We start from the raw sequence: 18,120 nt of genomic DNA, 5'->3' as shown, positions 1-18,120 counted from the left end.
ATCACACCCCCGTCGATGCGAGATGCACGGCATTCTCGATGCGCTGATAACAGCCGCAGCGGCAGATGTTGCCCGCCATGGCTTCGCGGATCTGGTCGTGCGAGGGTCTTGCATTCTGCTTGAGCAAAGCCGCCGCCTGCATGATCTGGCCGGACTGGCAATAGCCGCATTGCGGCACATTGACCTGACGCCACGCCTTCTGCACGGCATGGTCGCCGGTCGGATGCAGGCCCTCGATGGTGGTCACGTCGCCCGAGACATCGGACACCGCGGTGATGCAGGCGCGCACTGCGTCGTCGCCGACCATCACGGTGCAAGAGCCACACAAGGCTTCGCCGCAACCGAACTTGGTGCCGGTCAATCCGAGTTCATCGCGCAAGTACCAGAGCAACGACAGCGACGGATCGCCGTCCCAGGTTTTGGTTTCACCGTTTATCTTGAGCGTGATCATGATCAATCCTCCGATTGTGCGACGCATTTGCCGGTCCTCCCATCGGAGGCTGGCAAACAAACAATAAATCTAGAACGATTCTATTGCGCGGTGACGATGCCTCCGGATGGCGGCAAACCAAAGGCACATCAATGTGATCGTCGATTTCACGCCTTGGGTCTTGCGGCGCCTTGGGTTGTACGGCGCCGCACCAGTGTCGGACGATGTTAGCCAGCGCGATCTCACGACATAACCCGCTGGGAATGACATAGGCTATTGAGCGGAATTCATGAATCGCACCGGTGCGATCGGTGTCGCTCGCGCGACGCCATGGTCCCGGTTTCGCAGCGGTTACTTCTTCAGGGCGAACACCCAGATCACGCCGCCCTGCGGCACGTTGGCCTCCACGCCCGGTATCTTGGCGGTCACCATGCCGTCCTGAATGCGCTGGGCATCGACACCCCAGCCGGACTGCACCGCGATGTACTGGGTGCCGTCCACTTCATAGGCAATCGGCATGGCCATGATGCCGGAGTTGGTGTTCTGCTCCCACAGCAATTCGCCGGTCTTGGCGTGGAAGATGCGGAAGTTGCGGTCGTTGGTTCCGCCCACCAGCACGAGATCGCCGGCTGTCGCCGTCACCGAGCCGAACAGCGGCGACTTGGCGAAGGTGTGCGTCCACACTTTCTTACCCGTCGCCGGATCCCAGGCCTGCAACTCGCCAAAATGCGTTGCGCCGGGGCGGGCGGTCAGGCCGATGTCTTCCGGTTTGGTGCCGAGCCACAATTGTCCCGGAACCAGCGGCTGTTTCTCACCGGTGAAACCGCCGCAGAAGTTTTCGTTGGCCGGAACGTAGACCAGCCCTGTCCTCTGGCTGTAGGCCGCGGACGGCCAGTCCTTGCCGCCCCACAGCGACGGGCAGAATTCTATCCGCTTGCCCATCACCGGCTTGTGGGCGGGATCGACGATCGGCCGCCCGGATTCCGGCGTGATGCCTTTCCAGACATCGGTATAGACGAACGGCCATCCGGCCACATAGTCGATACGATCGGCCTTGCGTTCCAGGATCCAGAAGATGGCGTCGCGCCCGGGATGGATCAGGCTCTTGATGGTGCGGCCGTCACGCTGTAGGTCGATCAGCATCGGCGCTTCGACCTCGTCCCAGTCCCAGGAATCGTTCTGGTGATACTGGTGATGCGCCTTGATCTTGCCGGTCTCGGGATCCAGCGCCAGCACCGAGCTGGTGTAGAGATTGTCGCCGGGATGGCCTTCGCCCGGCCACGGCGCGGCGTTGCCGACGCCCCAATAGATCGTCTTGGTGTCGGGATCGTAATTCCCGGTCATCCAGGCGGAGCCGCCGCCGGTTTTCCAGTCGTCGCCTTGCCAGGTTTCGCTGCCCGGCTCGCCGGGCGCGGGAATGGTGAAGGTTCGCCACAGCTCCTTGCCGGTGTTGGCATCGTAAGCCACCACATAACCGCGAACGCCGAACTCGCCGCCGGATCCGCCGACGATCACCTTGCCGTCCACCACCAGTGGCATCAGGGTCATATACTGACCCTTCTTGTAGTCCTGCACCTTGGTATCCCAGACCACCTTGCCAGTTTTGGCATCGAGGGCGACCACGTGATCGTCGGTGGTGGCGAGATAGAGCTTGTCCTGCCACAGCCCGACGCCGCGGCTGGTCGGATGCAACTGGAACAGGTCTTCCGGCAACTGCCGTTTGTAGCGCCAGTACTCGTCACCGGTTTTGGCGTTCAGCGCGATCACCTGGCCCATCGGTGTCGCCACGAACATCACGCCGTTGTTGATGATCGGCGGCGCCTCATGGCCTTCGAGCACGCCGGTGGAGAATGTCCATGCCGGCGCGAGGCCCTTGACGTTCGAGGCGTTGATCTGGTCCAGCGGGCTGTAGCCCTGGCCGTCATAGGTGCGGCGATACAGCATCCAGTTGGCCGGCTCCGGATTCTTGAGCCGTTCGGCGGTCACCGGACTGTAGTTCTCGATGGGGGCGGCCTGGGCCATCATCGGGATCAGGCATACGGACGCAACCAGGCTCGATAAGAGCCATCGCTTCATGGTCATAGCGCTACCTCCTGCTTTGTTATGTTTTTGGTCGTTGTCTTTTGTTATTGTTTTTAAGTTCTGCCTTTCCGGTGCGCGACGTCACCGCTGCAAACCTACCTTTCCGACAAAAGCTGCCGCCACCGTGATGGATTGATCCGCCATCGTCAGCGGAAGCACCGCAAGTCGCCGCGGCGCCGGGCCGAATACCACCTGTCCGCTTTGCCGCGGATCGAATTCGGAATTGTGGCACATGCATTTGAAGACGGTCTTGTCACCTTCCGCCTGCTTTACCCAGGCGGTGACGTTGCATCCGGCATGCGAGCACACCGCCGTATAAGCAAGGATTCCATCGGCCGCGCGTGGACGCGTCTCGTCGTCGATCTCCGAGGCATCGAGCCGCACCACCAGCAGCTCGTTCAAGCGCGATCCCTTGCGCACCACTTTGCTGCCGGCATCCATCGGCCATGCCTTGATCGGCGGCCCGCCCATCTTCAAATCGCCCGGTTTGATCACCTCTCCTGCATGTTCTCCGTCGGCAAAGACCAAAAGATCCGTCTTTTGGGGCCGTTCGTCGCTGCCGGGCGCATCGTCCTGGGCATGCGACGTCCTGTTCGTCATCACGCCGATGCAACCTGCAAGTGCCGTCACCAGCAGCGCGCGCCGCCCGGGACAGGGGGAAACATCGGTTGCGAAGTTTGCGCTGCAGGAGGAAGTGAGATCGGTATCAGAGTCTTTCGCCACGTTTGATGCGTTCGTCGTGGGCTTCGCTGCATCCGCTAACGGGCGGGACGAGCCGTCGGGTAAGCAATCCATGTCGACGTCTTGCATCTCTCCTCCGGCTTCAGTCACCGCTTATGAACGACGTGAAATTTTCTAAAAAATTTTGCCGTCGATATTTTGAGAGAGTATGGCAGGCAGATCGATGGAGATTCAGGATCTGTATTGTCCTGGATACTAAGCAGCGACTGCGCGACGTGGCAAGCGTCGTGGCGCGATGATCTTTCGATCGATACATTTTTGCGCGTAATCCGCGCCAAACGAAACAGCGCAGAGCAAAGAGGAAAGGAAAGCTTATTTGCATCGTGCAAATTTTGCGACAATCAGGATCATCGATCATGATGAGATGAATTGTGTTCGTCGATCGACAATAGTCGAGTGATTGTGGCATCGAGGCTGACGCAGATCGCGCCGGCGGCCCTGGATGTGAGACAATCTGGGATGCCACGGCCGCGTGCGGCAAGCTCCGAAAACGGAATTCTTGCAGCGCGCGAGCGCGCTGATGACGATACGTCAGAGCATCTGCCGCAGGATCGATTTGATCGCGCGGCCGGCGCGCCGATAACGGGAGGGGCGCTGCGAGTAACGCGGGGCGATGCTGAGCGGCAGCGCGGCCTGGGTATAGAGATCCTCAAAGCCCCAGCTGGTGTTCAGGCTTCGGCGCAGGTCAATGTGCCGCCGCGGCGCATTTGATCTCGGCGCAGATGATCCGCGGAACGCGTTGACGAAATCCGTGGTCGCCAGGTCTTCCGCCGCGATGCGATACCATCGGGACATCGACCGCGGGATCAGGGGACTGGAGTCGCGGTCAGGATCGATCAGTCGCGTGGTCGCGACGCCGAACTGGGCCGCTTCGTCCAGCACCGACGACGACAGCGCCACCACATGCTTCAGGTTGATGTCGCTGAGGATGCGATAGATGTTCGAGCGGGTCAGCCGGGCGTTCGGAATCGTGTCCAGCAGCACCGTGATGTGCTGCATGGTCTGGTCGCCGGGATGCGGTTTGACGTACAGCGTGTCGACGCTTGCAGCGATGGCGCGGATGTCGTCGATCCGAGCGGCAGGCTCCACGATGCGGCCGTCGCTGACGATCGACAGATCGATCGGGAATTGGCCGGCGAACAGTCCGAACGGCCGGCCGGCTTTCAGCGTTGCGGCTTCAAGGCGGGCGACGAACGCCCGCAGCCCCGCGACCGAGGTGGCGAAGATCGCTTCGTCGGTGTGCAGGGTAGAGAAGTATCCGGACAGCGCGGGACTGTTGGTGCGCACGCGCAGCAGCAGGTCGTCACCAAAGCGGATTGGGTCCACCTCGACATCGACAAACGGAATCCGATGGCGATCGAGCAGCTGCATCAATGCGGGTGTCAGTCCCCATCCGATCACGAGCGCGGCATCGAGCAACTCGGCGAAATAACCATCGTCGACGTCCGCAATCGGCGTGTTGACCAGGCTCGCCCAACCGGATCGATCGTTCGGAAGATCGTGCGCGCGGCGATAGCCGGCGATGTCGAATTCCCCGTCGTCGCAGTCGCCGGCGAAGATGGTCTGGACGAAATCGGTTGCGGGGAAGACATTGTAGAGCAGGCCGCGCAGCCATCGGACATTCGGCACAACGCTGTCCACGCCGAATTCGCGGCAGCGAAACACGTCGGTTGTGATCACCACGGATTTCATCCGCCTAGTTCTAGGGATCGCCTGGCGAAAATCCAATGGCTGCAAAATTAGCGTTTGGTAATGAAACGAGCGCATATTTCGAAATATTTCAAAGCGATAGTAGTTCGGTTCCGAGCGCATCGATGTTTCGCGTCGTCGCGGTCTCGCGTACGCGAAAGGGCTTCGCCAGGCATGCGCATGCATTCGCGTCATGCGTTCCTGTGGTGTCTTGTCCGATGCAGCTTGGCTTGCCGGGCTATCGAGCCGCCTATAGCCTGCATCGTCGATACCACGATCCATCCGTTCGCCGGAGACAGCTCACATGCCGACTGGACTCATCGCCACGGCGGAGCTCGCCACAGCGCTCGGCAGGCCCGGGCTTCGCGTGTTCGATTGCACCACCTATCTCGAACCCACGCCGCCCGGCAGTGATGCGCCATATCTCGCCGTGCCGGGGCAGCGCACCTTCGAAGCCGCGCATATTCCGGGTGCGGATTTTCTCGACCTGCAGGGCGAATTTTCCGACCAGGCCACGGAGCTTCGTTTCATGATGCCGCCGACCGCGCAGCTCGAAACGGCGTTCGGTCGACACGGCATCGCGGCGGATGCGGATGTGGTGCTGTACAGCATCGGCACCATGATGTGGGCGACGCGATTCTGGTGGATGCTCCGCTCGCTCGGCTTCGACAGGGTGTCGGTGCTGGATGGCGGATTCGATAAATGGACGGCCGAAGGCCGTGCCACCGAAAGCGGTGCGGCCAAAGGTTATCCGCCGGCGACATTCGTCGCATCGCCGCGTCCCGGTTGTTTCGTCGACAGCCGCGCGGTGCTGGCCGCCGCGGATCGGCCCGGCACGGTGGTCGTCAATGCGCTGGGCCCGCAGTTTTACCGCGGGCTTGAGCCGAGCCGCTACGGACGGCCAGGGCGCATTCCCGGCAGCGTCAATGTGCCGGCGGCTTCGCTGATCAATCCGCAGACCAAGGTGTTCCTTTCACTAGCCGAAGCGGAAGCAAAATTTGCAGCGCAGGGCATCACGCGCGAGACCGATGTCGTCGCTTACTGCGGCGGCGGGATCTCCGCCACCATTGATCTGTTTCAGCTGCACCGATTGGGACACGACAGACTCACCTTGTACGACGCGTCGATGGGCGAGTGGGCGAAGGATCCGTCGCTGCCGATCGAAACCGATTGAGGTGATTTTAGGCGCGTTCGACCCGTTCAAGGTGGCAACCCAAGAAGGATACACAATGAAAATTGCCAGAGTTGACGATCTGCACTGCGACGCCGGCTGGCGCGACTTCTCCTTCCTCAAGATCACGACCGACGATGGATTGATTGGCTGGTCCGAATACAATGAATGTTACGGCAGTGCGGGTCTCACGGCGGTGATCCGCCGTCTGGCTGAAAGCCTGATCGGTCAGGATCCGCGGCCGATCCAGCGCATCACGTCGACATTCCACGCCATCACGCGGCAGGCGCCCGGCGGCATCAATCAGCAGGCCATCGCGGCCATCGAGAACGCGTTGCTCGACATCAAGGCGAAGGCTCTGGGTATTCCGGTCCATGCATTGTTCGGCGGCCCCGTGCGCGATCGGTTGCCGCTCTATTGGTCGCATTGCGGCGGGTATCGTTTCAGCAATGCGGCCGTGCTGGGGGTCGAACCGGTGCGGTCGCTGGACGACCTGATCAAGCTGGGCAAATACGTCAGGGATCGCGGCTTCAAGGGACTCAAGAGCAACATCTTTCGTTTCGATCTCGATCCGCCCATTATCCATCAGCCGGGCTTTGCCCGCGGCCCGGGCCATCCCCAGCTCAATGCCGATGGCGCAGTGCTCGCCGCCATCACCGATGGACTCGCGGCGTTCCGGCAGGGCGCCGGTCCCGATATGAACATCCATCTCGACACCAACTTCAATTTCAAGACCGAGGGCTACATCAAGGTCGCGCGCGCCTGCGAACCCTTCGGTCTGGCGTGGCTCGAGATCGACAGTTACGATCCCGAGGGTCTGCGCCTGATCCGTGATCGCGCGCCGATGCCGATCGCGTCCTGCGAATCCCTGTTCGGCCGCCGCCAGTTCCGGCCGTATTTCGAGAACCGATCGGTGGATGTGGCGATCATCGACGTTCCCTGGAATGGCCTGGTCGAGTCACTGAAGATCGCGGCGATGGCGGACACCTACGAGATCAACTGCGCGCCGCATAATTTCTATGGCCACATGTCGACATTGATGAGCGCGCATTTCTGCGCGGCGCTGCCCAATTTCTCCGTCATGGAAATCGACATCGACGATGTGCCCTGGCGGGACGACCTGGTGACGCACCCGCCGGTCATCGAGAACGGTGAGCTGATCGTGCCCACCCGCCCCGGCTGGGGCGCCGATGTCAACGAAGAGGCGGTCAAGGCGCATCCGCCGCGCCATCCGCATCCGTAAAGCATGATCCGGAAAAGTGGAAACCGGTTTTCCGAAAAGATCATGCTCAGATAAATAAAGAGCTTACACCCGCCCGCGCAGCAGGCCACGGATATAAGGCGGCGTCAGGGGCTGTTGGTCGGCGGTGACGCCGAATGGCGCAAGTGCGTCGTTGACGGCATTGGTGAGCGCGCCGATGGCGCCCATCACGCCGCCTTCCGCCATGCCTTTCAATCCCGCCGGCGTGCGTTTGTTGGGCGTGTGCATCGGCAGGATCTCGAAGTCGGGCAGTTCGCAGGCGGTGGCGATGAGATAATCGGCCAGCGAGCTGCTGAGATTCTGCCCGGTCTCGTCATAGACCACGTGTTCCAGCAGGGCGCCGCTCAGGCCCATGGCGATGGCGCCCTGCTGCTGTCCGCGCACCACGATCGGGTTCAGCACCGTGCCACAATCCTCGGCCGCCACATAACGCATGATGGTGATGCGCCCGGTCTGCGGATCGAGCTCGATCTCGCAGGCATGCGACGCGTTCGAATAGGTCAGCGGCGGCGGATCGTAGCTCAGCGAGAAATCGAGGCCCGGCGCCGTGCCCTGGGGCAGCGCCATCGGATCGAGATAGGCGAGGCGGGAGACATCCGCCAGTGCCACGCCGCTGTCGGTCCAGGTGCCGGCGATCAGCCGCTGCACCCGGGCATCGAACAGGCGCAGATCGTCGGGGCTGTTGAGGCTGAGCATGTGCGCGGCGATCCGCAGGACATGATCCTGCGCCTTGCGCGCACACAGATACAGCGCGCCGCCGCCCGCGGTGGCGCCACGCGCGCCGCGGCTGCCCATGCCATAGGGGGCGACATCGGTGTTGCCGAGGGCGATGCGGACCTGCGCCGTGTCGACGCCAAGTCCCTCCGCCACCGCCTGGGCCAGCGCGGTCTCATAGCCTTGCCCCGTTCCCATCAGGCCGACCGAGGCATTGACGGCGCCGCTCGGCTCGATACGGACCCATGCCGATTCATGGCCGGAGCCGGCGATGCCCGCGCCTTTGTAGAAGCGTGAGCCGTAGGTGGTGGGTTCGACCACCACGCACAGGCCCAGTCCGAGATGGCGCCCTGCAGTGCGGGCCGCGGCCTGGCGCGCGCGAAAATCATCGTAACCGATCGTCGTGGCCACGGCCTCGAGGGTCTGCGAGGGCGTGATATCCTCCAGCACTTCGCCGGTGGCGGTGGTGTGGGGGAAGTCCTGCGGCTGCAGCATGTTCGCGCGCCGCACGGCGAGCGGATCAAGGCCGAGATGGCGGGCGACCGCGTCGAGTGTTCCGTCCATCACCCAGCTCGCCATCGCCATCGGCGCGCGCATCGGCCCGACGCCGCACTTGTTGGTCAGCGCCACCTTGATGTCATAGCTATAGTCGCTGACCCGGTACGGCCCGGTCAGGATCAGCGCCACGACACGGGCGATGTAGTTGCCGGGGAAGAAGCTGTAGGCGCCGAAATCCTCGCTGATCTCGAGCTCCAGGCCGAGGATGCGACCATCGGCATCCACCGCCGCGCGGGTGAGGCACCGTTCCTCCCGGGCATGACAGGCGGCTTGCAGGTTTTCCAAACGGTCCTCGCGCCAGCGCACCGGCCGCTTCAGGTGGCGCGCCAGCGCGGCAACAGTGAGTTCCTCGCGATAGAGCGCGATCTTCTGGCCGAAGCCACCGCCGACATCGGGCGAGATCACGGTGACCTGGGATTCCGACAGCGACAGCCGGCGCGCGAGTTGCGTGCGCAGCGGATGCGGCGCCTGGTTGCCGATGTGAAACGTCAGATGCTGCCGCCCGTCGTCCCACACCGCCGCGCATCCCCGGGTCTCGATCGGCATGTGGGTCTGGCGCGGCTGGGAAAAACTGGCCTCGATCACCACGCAGGCCTCGCGTTGGCGCGCCGCCACATCACCCTGGCTGAAGCTCTGTTGCGCCAGAAGGTTGCTTGGCAGGCTGTCGTCGACCAGTGGCGCCTTCTGTGCAAGCGCCGCGGTGACATCGGTGACGGCCGCGAGCGCCTCGTAGCTGACCTCGACCATCTCGGCGGCATCCTCGGCGAGATACCGGTCCCGCGCCACCACGCAGGCGACGAGGTCGCCCTGGAAACGCACCTTGTCGATCGGCAGGGTCGCCATTTCGGTCGGCCGCAAGCCCTCGATCGGCGGTGCCATCTGCAGTGGCGTCGTCCATTGTGCGAGGTCGTGTCCAGTGACGACGGTCACCACGCCCGGCATGGCGGCCGCAGCGGCTGTGTCGATCGCAAGGATTCGGGCGTGTGCATGCGGCGAGCGCACGAAGGTCGCGTGCAGGGCGTGGGCGATGACGATGTCGTCGAGGTAGCGTCCGTCGCCGGTCAGGAAGCGCCGGTCCTCCTTACGGGGAATCGCCCGGCCGATCTGGGTGAAGCCGTCGCTTGCGGCGCTCATGGGTGGCCGCTGCGAATGGCGGCGGCGGCCTTGCGCACGGCGGCGACAATGTTCTGGTAGCCGGTGCAGCGGCAGAGATTGCCTGACAGCACTTCGCGGATCTCCGCGTCGCTGGGATCCGGATTATCGCGCAGATAGGCCTCGAAGGTGATGATGATGCCCGGCGTGCAGAAGCCGCATTGCAGGCCGTGCTCTTCGTGCATCGCCTGCTGCAACGGGCTGTAGACGCCGTCCCGCGCCACCGCCTCGATGGTGGTGATGGCGTGCCCCTCCATCTGGATCGCGAATGTCAGGCAGGCGCGCGCCGGCCGGCCGTCGATCAGCACCGTGCAGGCGCCGCAGACCCCGTGTTCGCAGCCGACATGAGTTCCGGTCAGGCCGAGATCGTCGCGCAGCACATCCGACAGCAGCCGGCGTGGCGTCACCGTCACCTCGTGTTCGCTGCCGTTGGCCGTCAGCGTGATCGGGATCCGTTTGGTCATGGACTCGTCCTTCGGGCGCGCTGCGCCGCAGTCATCAGCGCGCGCGCCGTCAGGGTACCGGCCAATTCCTTGCGATAGGTTGCCGGGATGCGTGAATCGTCCTCGGGTGTGATGCTCGCGCCAACCGCGGCGCCGACATCGGCGCACCAGGCGGCCTCGGGGAGGTGGCCGGCAAAACCCGCGGTGATCGCATCCATGCTGATGGGTGTCGTGGCAACCCCGCCGAGGGCCAGCGCCACGCGCGCGACTGTTCCGTCGGCCGCCAGTTGCAGCGTTGCGGCAGCGGAGACGATGGCGAAATCGCCGTGGCGCTGGGAAAAGATCTCAAGGCCCCAGCCGCAGGACGGGGCGAGCGTCGGAAATCGCACCGCCGTGACCATGTCGCTGGGATCGAGCGCGGTGATCAGGCTGGAGACGAAGAAGTCCCGCGCCGCGACGTCGCGATCGCCGGCGTGGTTGCCGATCCGGATCGAGGCATTGAGCAGCGTGGCGATCAGCGGCAGCTGCGCCGCCGGATCGGCATGGGACAGGCTGCCGCCGAGGGTGCCGCGCTGGCGGATGGCATAATGACCGATGGTTGCGGCGGCGGCGGAGAGGATCGGGCAAGCCTCCGCGATCCGCGGATCGGTTGCCAGACGATGATGGCGCGCCAGGCTGCCGATCTCGATGGTGTCGGGCGAAATCCCGATGGCCTCGATCTCGGAGAGATCGTTGATGTCGATCAGATGGGGCGAGCGGGCTACGCGCAGGTTCAGCATCGGCACGAGGCTCTGGCCGCCCGCGAGCAGTTTCGCTTCGTCGCCGAACCGGTTCAATAGCACCAGCGCGTCGGGGACAGTTTGCGGTCGATGATAGTCGAATGGCGCCGGCTTCACGCCATTCACCAGATCAGGTTGGCGCCGGTGTCGGCGTCGAAAATGTGCAGGCGGTTGACGTTGGCCGTCAGCGCGATGGTTTCGCCCTCCACATGGCGGATGTCCTTGCTCACGCGAAAGAACATTTCCGTGCCTTCGACACGCAGGCCAAGGAATCGGTCCGATCCCACCGGCAGCACGGAGGTCACGGGACCGCGCAGGACGGCTCCGGAGCGCGGCTCCGCGCGCTCGTCCACATCCTCGGCGCGGATGCCGATGCGGACGGGACGGTCAGTGTGCGCGGCCAGCCGTTCTGCGGCTGCAGGCGGCAAGGTCAGGCGCAGGTCGCCGGCTTGAAACAACGTCTCGCCGGCGTTGCTGACGATGCGCCCGCTGAGATAGTTGATCGGCGGGCTGCCGAGGAACGACGCCACGAAGGTGTTGGCCGGCTTTTCATAGATATCGTCGGGCGTTCCGACCTGCTGCACCACGCCGTTGCTCATCACCACAATGCGGTCGGCCAGGGTCAGCGCCTCCGCCTGGTCGTGGGTGACATAAACGAAGGTGGTCGCCATGGTCCGGTGCAATTCCTTGATTTCCGCGCGCATGGAGATGCGCAGCGCCGCGTCGAGATTCGACAGCGGTTCGTCCATCAGGAAGATCGCCGGCTGGCGCACCATGGCGCGTCCCAGCGCCACGCGCTGGCGCTGGCCGCCGGACAATTGACTGGGACGCCGCTCCAAGAGGTGCGAGATCTCCAGCCGTGCCGCGGCATCGCGGACGCGGCGATCGATCTCGTTGGTTTTGTAATTGCGCATGCGCAGGCTGAAGGCGATGTTCTCGTAGACTGATTTGTGGGGATACAGCGCGTAACTTTGAAACACCATGGCGACGTCGCGGCGATGCGGCGGCATGTCGTTGACGATGTCCTGGTCGAAACGCAGTTCGCCGTCGCTCACCTCTTCAAGGCCCGCGATCATGTTCAGCGTGGTCGATTTGCCACAGCCGGACGGGCCGAGCAGCACGATGAACTCCTTGTCCGCAATCGCGAGGTTGAGGTTGTCGACGGCCATGGTGCCGCCGGCATAACGCTTGTTGACATTGGTGAAGGTGATGCTGGCCATCGGATGGTCTCTCAGCCTTTGATGGCGCCGGCGGTCAGGCCGGACACGATGTAGCGCTCGAACACGATGGCGACGATCACCGGCGGCACGATCGCCACCACGCCGGCGGCGTTGATAAACGAGAAACTGATGGTGAAATCGGAGGTGAAGGCCGCAACCATGATCGGCACGGTCTGCGACTTGATGGTCTGGGTGAACATCAGCGCGAACAGGAATTCGTTCCAGCTGGTGAGAAAAGCAAACAGGATCACGGCGACCAGCGACGGCAAGGCCAGCGGCAGGAACACCTTGGTCAATGCCTGCAGCCGCGAGCAGCCGTCGACGCGCGCTGCCTTGTCCAGTTCGTCGGGCAGGCCGTCGAAATATTGCAGCAGGATGAACACGGTGAAGGGCAGGGTGATCGCCAGATACGTGATGACCAGCGAGCCGATGCTGTCGAGCAGGCCGAGTTTGCGGATCACGAAAAAGAACGGCACCACCAGCGCGATGTCCGGCACCACGCGGGTGAGCAGGATGAAGTAGATCGAGCCGTTGCGGCCCCAGTAGCGGATCTTGGACATGGCATAGGCCGCGGGCGTGCCGAACAGCAGGTTCAGGATCACCACGATGGTGGCGACCAGGAAACTGTTGCCCATTGCCGGCAGCAGGTTCTTGGCGTTTGGCGGAATGTAGCCGCCGGACGAGGCGTCGACCTGCTTGCGGGTCTCATAGGTCACTTTCTCCTCGCCTGCGGAGAAGATCGCGCGGAAATTGCGTGCCGTCGGTTCGTCGGGAATCCAGTGCGGCGGCACCGAGACGATTTCCTTCTCGGTCTGGATCGAGGAGGACACCAGCCACGCCACGGGACCAAGCACATAGACAAGCAGCAGCATCGATCCCAGCAGGATCACGCCGCGATGCGCGAGGCGCGCAAGCCGCGCGCGGCGGCGATAATCCGGCTGAGCGGGTGATGCAATGGAGGGCGTCTGCACGGTTCGGCTCATCTCAGCGGCTTCCCCCGAGGCTGCGGATGATCAGATAGGCCAGTGCAAAGGTGACCAGCGCCAGGATGTAGGACATCGCGGCGCCGGCGCCGAATGAGAGATTGCGAAAGGTTTCGACATAGATGTGCCACGACAAGGTGTGGGAGGCATTGCCGGGGCCACCCTCCGTCAGCACGAAGAACAGGTCGAAATGCCGGATCGCGATCATGGTTTCGTAGATCAGCACCAGCATGAAGCCCGGCCGCATCGACGGCAGGGTGATATGGACGAAGCGCCGCCACATCGTGGCGCCGTCCACCTTGGCGGCGCGGTAGAGGTCTTCGGGAATCGATTTCAGCGTCACCAGCAGCAGGATCGCGGCCAGCGGCACTTCCTTCCAGACAAAGGCGTTGGCGATCAGCCACATGGTCTTGTGCTGGTCGCCGAGCCAGACCTTGTATTTTTCGATGAAGCCGAGCTGGTAGAGCAGGCCGTTGAGCGCGCCATAGCCGGAATCGTAGATCCACTTCCACATCAGGGCGTCGGCGATATAGGGAATCGCCCACGGGATCAGCAGCACGGCACTCAGGATGCGCCGTCCGCGAAAGTCTTCGTTCAGCAGCAGCGCGACCAGCAGCGCCACGCAGGTCACCGCGGTCACAGACATCACCGTGAAGGTGACGGTGTGTCCCACCGAGGTCCAGAACAACGGTTTTTCGAGCAGCTCGACATAATTGTCGAACCAGACGAACGGCGCGCGGTTCGGCCGCGTCAGCTTGATGTCGAAGAAGCTGAGATAAAGCGAATAGAGGATCGGAAACACCGCCACCGCCATCAGCACCGTCATGGCCGGCAGCAGGAACAGCAGCGCGCTGCGTTCTTCATAACCGAAGCGGGACCGGGCGGACCGGGAGATCCCGGCTGCCGTCGCGCTGTCTAATTCAGGCATTTTCACGTTCGTACTAATCGCAGGGGCTCCTCAGCGACTTTGCTCCAGCGCTTCGGTTAAGTCGTTTCCTCCCCCCTTGTGGGGAGGGGTAGGGGGGGTGGCGGCAAACCGCAGCGGGAGAGATTGGTGTGCTCAACTCAAACTGTCGGAGGTCATGCCGGTCGAAAATGCCAATCATCATTCCGGTCCGTAGCGGTACAAACTGGGCTGAGTCCTGACAATTTGACCCGGGTTGATTCCTGACAGGCAAGCTTCGTCTGATTCGATGGAGGATCAGGCGATGCCTTTCAGGGAGAGCAGTCCTATGGAGGAGCGTATCGCGTTGTTTCGGGAGTACGAGACGGGAGCATTTTCGGTGACGGAGCTGTGCGCGCGGTATGGCATCAGCCGGGAGACCTTCTACGTGTGGAAGCGCCGCCGCGCGAGCGGGGAGCCGCACTGGTTCGAGGAGAGAAGCCACGCGGTGGAGAGCTGTCCGCATGCGACGGCTAGCCAACTGGCCGACTGCCTCATCGCGACACGGCGACGGTTCCCGCATTTCGGCCCGAAGAAGGTCAAGGCATGGCTTGAGCGCGGGCGGCCCGAGATCGACTGGCCTGCGGCGTCGACGATCGGCGACATCCTGAAGCGGGAAGGCTTGGTCGAGACACGCCGTCGCCGACGTCGAGCGATTGCACAGGGCGAGGTGGTGGCGCCGGCAAGCGTCCCCAATGAGGAATGGTCGATCGACTTTAAGGGCTGGTTTCGAACCCGCGACGGGACACGCTGCGATCCGCTCACCATCACGGATGCTGCGAGCCGCTTTCTTGTCGAGGTCCGCATCGTCGATCCGACCTGGGCTGGCGTTAAAGGCGCGCTGGAACGCGTTTTCGCGGACATTGGCCTTCCCGATGCGATCCGCTCCGATAACGGTACACCGTTCGGATCCACGGGGGCGGGCGGCCTTTCGGCACTCTCGGTGTGGTGGCTCAAGCTCGGCATCGAGCCGCACTACATCCCGCCGGCGAGTCCGCAGGACAACGCCCGGCACGAGCGCATGCACCGCACTCTGAAGGCTGAGACCTCGAAACCGCCGGCGGCAACGGCTGCCGAGCAGCAGCGCCGGTTCGACGTCTTCCGCCACCACTTCAACCAGGAGCGGCCGCACGAGGCTCTCGATCAAGCGCCGCCCGCCAAGCTCTGGCAGTCGCCGTCGCGCGCCCTGCCGAGCCATCTCCATGACCCCTGGTACGATGCTTATCATGAGGTCCGCCGTGTGCGTTCCTCCGGCGAAATCAAATGGCGCGGCGAGCTCGTGTTCGTCGGTGAAGCGCTTGCAGGCGAACTCGTTGGTCTCGCCGAACGCGACACCGGCGGCCACATCCTGCGCTTCTGCGACCGGGATCTGGGGGTGATCGATCGTGACCACCGTTTCCTCCGCTTTGCTCCCCCGCGCGCCCGGTTCCGCGTTCAGCAGAAAACGGCAGCGACAGCAAAACAATGACCGAATACTGTCAGGCATCAGCCCGGTCCAAAATGTCAGGAATCGACCCGGTCGGACCAGCAATCACACCCCCCTCCCCAGCCCTCCCCCACAAGGGGGGAGGGAGCCGCGAGAAACATCGTTCCGTCGTAGTCAACTGCTCCCGCTCCAGCGGAGCCTCTGAGTCATGCGCGCGATTTCAGCTTGGTCCAGGATTTCGCCGACTGATCGAGTGCGGCCTCCGGCGTGACATTGCCGAGCACCGCGGCCTGCCAGGCCGCGCCGTTGGTCTCGTTCCACTCGCCGAACCAGGGTGCGATCACGTCCTTCTTGCGGGCGAGCGTCTGCTGCTGCTGGATGATGTTGAAGTCGGCGAACTTCGTATAGGCCGCCTGCACCTCGGCGTCCTGGTAGAGTGGCTTGACGCCGAAATCGGCGCCGGCATCCAGGAACAGCAGTTTCTGGAAGGTGTACTGGCCGTCCGCCTTGCCGCCGAACCACTCGATCAGCCGCGCGGTCTGCTCCGCGCGCGCCTTTGTCTTGGCGGTCTGCGCGGTCATGCCGTGGAAGCGCATCCAGCCGACGGTCGCGTGCGAGCCGTTCGGCCCCATCGGCATCATCGCCTGTTTGATCTTGCCGGCGGTCTTGGACTGGGCCGGATCGTTCAGCACCCGCAGCCGGTATTTCGGCAGCAGCGCGAAGGCATGGTTGCCGGCCGAGAGTGCCTTCAGTCCGGCGAGTTCGCCGGTTTCCACGCAGGCCGGCGAAACGATCTTGTGCTTGCGCACCGCATCGACAATCCACTGCAGGGCAGCTACCGCCCCGTCCTTGGGGTGCTGCATGATCGCCTTGCCGTCGGCGTCGGTGAAGCGGCCGTTGTGCGAGAACACGATGGCCGACATGAATTCGATCAGCCAGCTTTCCTGCGCCATCGACAGCATCATCGGGAATTCGGAGATCCCCTTCTGCTTCATCGCCAGCGATTGGGTGACGACCTCGTCCCAGCTTGTCGGTGGCGCGTTGAACCCGGCCGCGGCAAGCTTCTCGGAGTCGTACAGGAATCCCATATAGTCGGTGTAATAGGTCAGGCCGTACTGGTGGCCCTTGTAGGTCATCGAGTCGGTGCAGAACTGCACCACGTCGGTGTTGTATTTGGTCAGGAAATCGAAGCCCTCGATCGGCGCAATCCAGCCGGCCTCGGCCCATTCCGGCAACCAGGCGTCCGACACCCACAGCATGTCGAGCGGCGCGCCGCCGGCGAATTTTGTCACCATGGTCTCGCGGTACTGTGCCCAGGGCACGTTGCCGTAGTCGACGCGAATGCCGGTCTTCTTGTCGAACGCAGAAAGGTGGCTCTTCACCACATCCACCGCCGCCGACCATGTCTGCATGGTCAGTGTATCGGCCGCCGATGCGGGCCTGATGAGATGCGGCATCCCGATTGCCGCGCCGGCCAAAGCCGCCGTCTTCAGGAAGTCGCGTCGTCCGAGCCCGCCCTTGATCAGGTCTCCGGCCCGTCCGGATGTCTTGCTGGAATTCATCACCTGCACTCCTCAGCGCTTTTGTTGCGGTTCCAACGCTACGGTGGTTGCATCTCTAGGTCGATGGTTTGCAGCCGGGAGTTGTTTTTTTGGATTCTCGCGGCAAAGGAAAGCTTAACATCAGGCGGCAAGTCGTCAACTGACGAATTATTCGCGGGGCTCGTGGACGTCAGCCCGCGGCCATCACGGCTGAGCGAAAGCCGCCGAGAAATTGAGCCACCTGGATCGCCACCACCTGGTCTTCGGGGACAGGTTGAGGGAAGTCATAGAGATGCCGGCGGATCGCGTAGTGCGACAGCGCGCCGTGCAGTGTCCAGCCGATCACATGCTGCAGGTTCTTGTTGGCGGGAATAGCGACGCCCTGCTCATGAGCTGCCTCGCCCACCATGATCTCGAACAATTGCAGCAGCATGGACGAGGTGTAGTTCGGCGCCATGTCGACGCCGACCAGCGACGCGTGCATGAACAGGCGCAGCCATTTGCGCGAGAAGATGGTGGCGAAATAATCCGTGTAGAAGCGGATCAGCCTTATTTCCAGCGGGATATTACGGTCCGACAGTTCGGCGAACCAGACCGCCTTGAATGGCCCGAGGATCGCCAGGCGATAGACCTCGTCGATCAGGGCTTCCTTGGTGGGGAAGTAGCGATAGAGCAGGCGCTGGGAAATGCCACAGGCGGCGGCGAGCCCGCGGGTTTGCCCGGTCAGCCCATGCTCGGCAAAATATTCGGCGGCATGCTCCAGAATCTGGCGGCGGCGATCCTCGGGGTGCATCCGCACCCGGTCCGACTCGCGCGCGTTCGCGGCAGCGCGGGCCACTGTCCTGTCGGCTTTTTTCGGACGGTGCGTCGAAGGCGATATCACGGCCGGTCGTCCCTGGCTTGCGTGCGAAGACAGGTCCGATGTGCCCGATTTTGGGACAAGTCGCAAGGTTTTGCAGCAAATAAGACGTCAGTTGACGACTTATG

General features: G+C 63.1%; 15 protein-coding genes. 3 read left to right on the top strand and 12 right to left on the bottom strand.

Annotated elements, in window-relative coordinates; all coding sequences use genetic code 11:
- Window position 1 precedes the first annotated feature (1 nt).
- The 4 genes from RS897_RS09080 to RS897_RS09065 form a co-directional block, all read right to left on the bottom strand.
- Window positions 2-451, bottom strand: a complete 450-nt coding sequence (locus tag RS897_RS09080) for a (2Fe-2S)-binding protein (RefSeq protein WP_315836233.1) — start codon at window positions 449-451, stop codon at window positions 2-4.
- 330 nt (window positions 452-781) lie between these two features.
- A complete protein-coding gene (locus RS897_RS09075) occupies window positions 782-2,512 on the bottom strand; it encodes a methanol/ethanol family PQQ-dependent dehydrogenase (protein ID WP_315836232.1) in 1,731 nt (576 codons plus the stop codon).
- 81 nt (window positions 2,513-2,593) lie between these two features.
- Window positions 2,594-3,322, bottom strand: a complete 729-nt coding sequence (locus tag RS897_RS09070) for a QcrA and Rieske domain-containing protein (protein ID WP_407654456.1) — start codon at window positions 3,320-3,322, stop codon at window positions 2,594-2,596.
- Window positions 3,323-3,784: 462 nt separating this feature from the next.
- Window positions 3,785-4,936, bottom strand: a complete 1,152-nt coding sequence (locus tag RS897_RS09065) for a hypothetical protein (protein WP_315836231.1) — start codon at window positions 4,934-4,936, stop codon at window positions 3,785-3,787.
- 310 nt (window positions 4,937-5,246) lie between these two features.
- Between RS897_RS09065 and RS897_RS09060 the strand changes: the two genes are divergently transcribed.
- Both RS897_RS09060 and RS897_RS09055 read left to right on the top strand, forming a co-directional pair.
- The gene (locus tag RS897_RS09060; RefSeq protein ID WP_315836230.1) at window positions 5,247-6,116 is read left to right on the top strand and encodes a sulfurtransferase; all 870 of its coding nucleotides are present in this window, start codon (window positions 5,247-5,249) and stop codon (window positions 6,114-6,116) included.
- A 55-nt stretch (window positions 6,117-6,171) separates the two neighbouring features.
- A complete protein-coding gene (locus tag RS897_RS09055) occupies window positions 6,172-7,356 on the top strand; it encodes a mandelate racemase/muconate lactonizing enzyme family protein (RefSeq protein WP_315836229.1) in 1,185 nt (394 codons plus the stop codon).
- Between the two features lie 63 nt (window positions 7,357-7,419).
- On the opposite strand, the gene RS897_RS09050 is transcribed toward RS897_RS09055, so the two are convergent.
- Genes RS897_RS09050 through RS897_RS09025 form a run of 6 tightly spaced genes read right to left on the bottom strand, consistent with a single transcriptional unit; the run spans window position 7,420 to window position 14,151 of the window.
- A complete protein-coding gene (locus RS897_RS09050; protein WP_315836228.1) occupies window positions 7,420-9,780 on the bottom strand; it encodes a xanthine dehydrogenase family protein molybdopterin-binding subunit in 2,361 nt (786 codons plus the stop codon).
- A complete protein-coding gene (locus RS897_RS09045; RefSeq protein ID WP_315836227.1) occupies window positions 9,777-10,262 on the bottom strand; it encodes a (2Fe-2S)-binding protein in 486 nt (161 codons plus the stop codon). Before RS897_RS09045 ends, RS897_RS09050 begins: the two co-directional genes overlap by 4 nt.
- The gene (locus RS897_RS09040) at window positions 10,259-11,137 is read right to left on the bottom strand and encodes an FAD binding domain-containing protein (protein WP_315836226.1); all 879 of its coding nucleotides are present in this window, start codon (window positions 11,135-11,137) and stop codon (window positions 10,259-10,261) included. The genes RS897_RS09045 and RS897_RS09040 overlap by 4 nt, the downstream gene beginning before the upstream one ends.
- Before the next feature lie 5 nt (window positions 11,138-11,142).
- Window positions 11,143-12,240: an ABC transporter ATP-binding protein gene (locus RS897_RS09035; protein ID WP_315836225.1), complete on the bottom strand. Its 1,098-nt coding sequence runs from the start codon at window positions 12,238-12,240 to the stop codon at window positions 11,143-11,145.
- Between the two features lie 11 nt (window positions 12,241-12,251).
- Window positions 12,252-13,223 (bottom strand): carbohydrate ABC transporter permease, encoded by a 972-nt coding sequence (locus RS897_RS09030; RefSeq protein ID WP_315836224.1) that lies wholly within the window; start codon window positions 13,221-13,223, stop codon window positions 12,252-12,254.
- 1 nt (window position 13,224) lies between these two features.
- The gene (locus RS897_RS09025) at window positions 13,225-14,151 is read right to left on the bottom strand and encodes a carbohydrate ABC transporter permease (protein WP_315836223.1); all 927 of its coding nucleotides are present in this window, start codon (window positions 14,149-14,151) and stop codon (window positions 13,225-13,227) included.
- A 304-nt stretch (window positions 14,152-14,455) separates the two neighbouring features.
- Between RS897_RS09025 and RS897_RS09020 the strand changes: the two genes are divergently transcribed.
- Entirely contained in the window at window positions 14,456-15,634 is a 1,179-nt protein-coding gene (locus RS897_RS09020; protein ID WP_315836058.1) for an integrase core domain-containing protein, read from the top strand.
- A gap of 164 nt (window positions 15,635-15,798) precedes the next feature.
- Here RS897_RS09020 and RS897_RS09015 read toward each other — a convergent pair whose 3' ends face one another.
- A complete protein-coding gene (locus RS897_RS09015) occupies window positions 15,799-17,154 on the bottom strand; it encodes an extracellular solute-binding protein (protein ID WP_315836222.1) in 1,356 nt (451 codons plus the stop codon).
- Between the two features lie 169 nt (window positions 17,155-17,323).
- The gene (locus tag RS897_RS09010; protein WP_315836221.1) at window positions 17,324-17,971 is read right to left on the bottom strand and encodes a TetR/AcrR family transcriptional regulator; all 648 of its coding nucleotides are present in this window, start codon (window positions 17,969-17,971) and stop codon (window positions 17,324-17,326) included.
- Window positions 17,972-18,120 lie beyond the last annotated feature (149 nt).

The organism is Bradyrhizobium prioriisuperbiae, from assembly GCF_032397745.1.
GTDB lineage: Bacteria > Pseudomonadota > Alphaproteobacteria > Rhizobiales > Xanthobacteraceae > Bradyrhizobium_A > Bradyrhizobium_A prioriisuperbiae.
This window is presented reverse-complemented; position numbering and strand designations above follow the sequence as displayed.